5 protein-coding genes are annotated in these 3,886 nt (G+C 67.9%); 2 read left to right on the top strand and 3 right to left on the bottom strand.

Annotated features, from left to right (window positions below; all coding sequences use genetic code 11):
- The coding region (locus tag VF794_RS20585) for a tetratricopeptide repeat protein (RefSeq protein ID WP_331112970.1) at positions 1-935 on the top strand (935 nt) is incomplete at its 5' end.
- 36 nt (positions 936-971) lie between these two features.
- Positions 972-1,613 (top strand): hypothetical protein, encoded by a 642-nt coding sequence (locus VF794_RS20580; RefSeq protein ID WP_331112968.1) that lies wholly within the window; start codon positions 972-974, stop codon positions 1,611-1,613.
- A 90-nt stretch (positions 1,614-1,703) separates the two neighbouring features.
- Here VF794_RS20580 and rplQ read toward each other — a convergent pair whose 3' ends face one another.
- From rplQ to rpsD, 3 genes are all read right to left on the bottom strand, one after another.
- Positions 1,704-2,126 carry a 50S ribosomal protein L17 gene (gene rplQ / locus VF794_RS20575; protein ID WP_331112966.1) on the bottom strand — a complete coding sequence of 141 codons (423 nt, stop codon included), beginning with the start codon at positions 2,124-2,126 and terminating at the stop codon, positions 1,704-1,706.
- 100 nt (positions 2,127-2,226) lie between these two features.
- The gene (locus tag VF794_RS20570) at positions 2,227-3,303 is read right to left on the bottom strand and encodes a DNA-directed RNA polymerase subunit alpha (RefSeq protein WP_331112964.1); all 1,077 of its coding nucleotides are present in this window, start codon (positions 3,301-3,303) and stop codon (positions 2,227-2,229) included.
- A 202-nt stretch (positions 3,304-3,505) separates the two neighbouring features.
- Positions 3,506-3,886: 30S ribosomal protein S4 (gene rpsD, locus VF794_RS20565; protein WP_331112962.1), on the bottom strand; the 381-nt coding region annotated here is incomplete at its 5' end.

Raw genomic sequence — 3,886 nt, 5'->3', positions numbered from 1 at the left:
AGTCCGAGCAGTATGTGGCGGCGGTGGGTCCGTTGCGGCGCGCGGCCGAGCTGGCGCCGGAGCGCGCGGGCATCCGCCTGCCGTTGGCCAAGGCGCTGCATCGGACGGGGGATTCGGCGGGGGCGGTGGCGGCGCTGGGGGCCCTGGTACGGATGAGCCCGAGCCGCGCCGAGGTGGCCACGGCGCGGGCGCTGATGGATCAGCTCGCGGACCCCTTCGCGCGCTTCCCCAAGGCGGTGGAGCCCAAGCTGGAAGAGGGCCTGCGCTACCTGCACGAGATGGACGCGCCGCACCCGGCCATCGTGGCCTTCGAGGAGATTCTCCGGGACTATCCGGACCTGGCGGTGGTGCACGCGCTGCTAGGGCTGTCGTGGCAGCGGCTGGACGACGCGGGCCGGGCGGTGGAGGAGTTCAAGCGGGCGATCGAACTGGCCCCCGAGGACGGAAAGAACCACTTCTACCTGGGCGAGCTGTACCTGGGGCGGCAGAGGCCAGAGGCGGCGCGGCCGTACCTGGAGAAGGCGGTGGAACTCAACCCGTTGCTGGACACGGCTTGGTTCCGGCTGGGGGACATCCACCTGGAGCGCAAGGACCTGAAGGCGGCGGGCGAGGCCTTCCGGGTGCTCACCTCGCTCCAACCGGACGAGGTGGCGCCGAGGGGCAAGCTGGCGCTGGTGTACCAGTTGGAGGGCGACTGGGCGGGCGCCGAACGTGAGCTGATGCGGGTGGTGGACAGGGATCCAGACAACCTGGAGTTCAGCCTGCGGCTCGGCATCCTCTTCGCCGAGCAGGCGAGGCAGTCCTCGAAGCCCGAGGAGCGCCGGATGGTGAGCGAGAAGGCGGAGAAGTGGCTGCGCAAGGTGCTGGAGGCGCAACCGGAGAACGTGGTGGCCTCTCGGGTGCTGCAACAGCTCAAGAGCCCTCGCGGCCAGTAGCCAGCGGCGGCCCATGCCCTCTAGACTGGAACCCCGATGAGTGAAGGTGCCAACCAGCCCCAGCAGCCGCCGCGTGGAACGCCGTCGTCGACGAGCGTGCCGCGCGTGTCGCAGACGAACGTGCGAGTGATGAGCGCCACGCGCACCGCGCCCCTGCCGAAGGAGCAGCAGCAGGCGGCGGCGCTCAAGGAGCGGCTGAAGTCCGAGTCCGCCAACGTGGCCCTGAACGCGGTCTCCGTGGTCAAGGAGAAGGTCCAGGAGTTCCGCGAGCAGGACCGCTTCTTCAAGTACAAGGCCTTCATCGCGAGCGGCTGGCTCCTGCTGTCCGCCAGCACCTTCGGCATCACCTGCGCGCGAGGGGTGAAGCAGACGGGAGACTTCGGCGCGAAGCTCGTGGCCATCCCCAGCCGGGCCTCGGTCTCCATCCTGAACAAGAGCGAGGATCCCTGGGAGGACGTCATCATCGTCGTCACGGACAACCGTGGCGCGGAGTGGCGCGCCTCGGTGGCCCGCGTGATGCCGACGAAGGAAGTCACCATCAGCCCCAAGCAACTGCTGGGCGCCACGGGCCAGGCGGCGCCCTCGGACATCGTCATCCGCGGCGTCGAGATGCGCACCTCGGAGGGTCGCGCCCTGCTGCTCCAGGACGGCCAGAACCTCACCGAGGACGCGCAGTAGCTCTCGGTCTCGGGCAGCGGCCCCTGAAAGCGCGAGAGCGCCCTTCCCAGGAGGAAGGACGCTCTCGTGCACTACCCTGCCAACGGCCGACTACTCCGTCTTGTTGTCCGTGGTCTCGGGGGCGGTAGCCTCCGTGTCCTCGGTCTTGGCCTTGGCGGGACGATCCACCAGCTCCAGCAGGGCCATCTCGGCACCGTCACCCTTGCGGAAGCCAAGGCGCACGATGCGGGTGTAACCGCCCGGGCGGGTGGCGTAGCGGGTCTTGTACTCGCTGAACACCTTCTGGAGGATGGCGCGGTTGCGAACCGTCCGCTCCGCGAGGCGCACGTTGGCCAGACCACCGCGCTTGCCGAGGGTGATGATGCGCTCGGCGATCGCCCGGGCCTCCTTGGCCTTGGGCAGCGTGGTGCGGATGGCCTCGTGCTCGAGCAGCGAGGTGACCATGTTGTGGAGCATCGCGAGCCGGTGGCTCGTGGTGCGGTGAAGCTTCCTCTGTCCGACCTTATGACGCATGGTGCCTACTCCGGACCCTCTCGGGTCCACCACTCCGGCCGTACGAGGTACCGGGTGGGAAGAATGGACCCCTCACGGGGTCCATTACAAAAGACTTCTATCAGGCCTTGGGGGCGCCCGCCGGGACACCCGCGGCAGCCGCGGCCGCCGCCGCGCCAGCACCCGGAGCCGGGGCAGGCGGGGGGGTCTTCGGAGGCCAGTTCTCCAGCTTCATGCCGAGCGACAGGCCCATCTCCGCGAGGATCTCCTTGATCTCCTTCAAGGACTTGCGGCCGAAGTTCTTGGTCTTGAGCATCTCGGCCTCGGTGCGCTGCACCAGGTCACCGATGCTCTTGATGTTGGCCTGCTGGAGGCAGTTGGCCGAGCGCACGGAGAGCTCCAGCTCATCCACGGAGCGGAAGAGGTTCTCGTTGAGCTTGGCCTCCTCCTTCGGGGCCTCGACGGCCACGGGCTCCTCGGTCTCGTCGAAGTTGACGAACACCGTGAGCTGCTCCTTGACGATCTTGGCCGCGTAGGCGACGGCATCCTGGGGGGTGACGGAGCCGTCCGTCCACACCTCGAGGGTGAGCTTGTCGTAGTCGGTGACCTGACCGACGCGGGCGTTGGTCACCTGGTAGTTCACCTTGCGGGTGGGCGAGAAGAGCGAGTCGATCGGGATGGTCCCGATGGGCGCGCCCGCCACCTTGTTGGAGTTGGCCGGGACGTAGCCACGGCCGCGGCGGCACGTCAGCTCCATGCGCACCTTGCCACCCTCGGAGATGGTGCAGATGTGGTGACCCGGGTTGAGGATCTCCACGTCCTGGTCGGCGATGATGTCACCGGCCTTGACCTCCTTGGGGCCCTCCGCCTCGATGCGGAGCGTCTTGGTCTCGTTCGTGTGCATCCGGAGGAGGACCTCCTTCAGGTTCAGCACGACGTCCGTGACGTCCTCGACCACCTCGGGGATGGTGGTGAACTCGTGATCCACCCCGTCGATCTTCACGGAGGTGATGGCCGAGCCCTGGAGGGACGACAGCAGCACCCGGCGCAGCGAGTTGCCCAGCGTGGTGCCAAAGCCGCGCTCGAGCGGCTCCGCCACGAACTTGGCGTAGGTGGGGGTCAGCGAGTCCTGATCGACCTCGAGCCGACGGGGCTTGATGAGATCCCGCCAGTTCTTCGCGATAAGCGTGTCAGCCATGTCCTTCTGCTCCTCATGACGTGCGCCACCACCGACTTACCCGCCAAGGGAGCGGGAGGATGGGCACGCGGGTTTCCTTGAATAACGAGCCGGCCCGAGGCTGCATGTGGGGGGACCGGTAGAAGCACGACGCCCCGGCGGTGAGGCCAGGGCGCGTACGACAGCTCCAGCGCTTCGCCCGAGGGTGGGCGAGCCGGGCCGATTACTTCGAGTAGAGCTCGACGATCAGCTGCTCCTGGATCGGCATGGTCAGGTCCTCGCGGTTCGGAGCGGTGCGCACCGTGCCCTTGAAGCCCTTCTTGTCCAGGTCGATCCACTGCGGCACGCCACGGCGATCCACGGTCTCCAGCGCCTCGGAGATGCGGAGGATCTTCCGGCTCTTCTCGGCCACCTCGATGGAGGCGCCCGGCTTCACCGCGAACGACGGGATGTTGACCCGCTTGCCGTTCACCGTGAAGTGACCGTGACGCACCAGCTGGCGAGCCTCGGCGCGGGTGTCCGCGAAGCCCATGCGGAACACCACGTTGTCCAGGCGGAGCTCCAGCTGCTGCAGGAGGTTCTCACCCGTCTTGCCCTTGGCGGC

Source organism: Archangium sp., from assembly GCF_036389735.1.
Classification (GTDB): domain Bacteria; phylum Myxococcota; class Myxococcia; order Myxococcales; family Myxococcaceae; genus Archangium.
The sequence above is the reverse complement of the archived record's forward strand: the minus strand, read 5'-3'. Positions and strand labels throughout refer to the sequence as shown.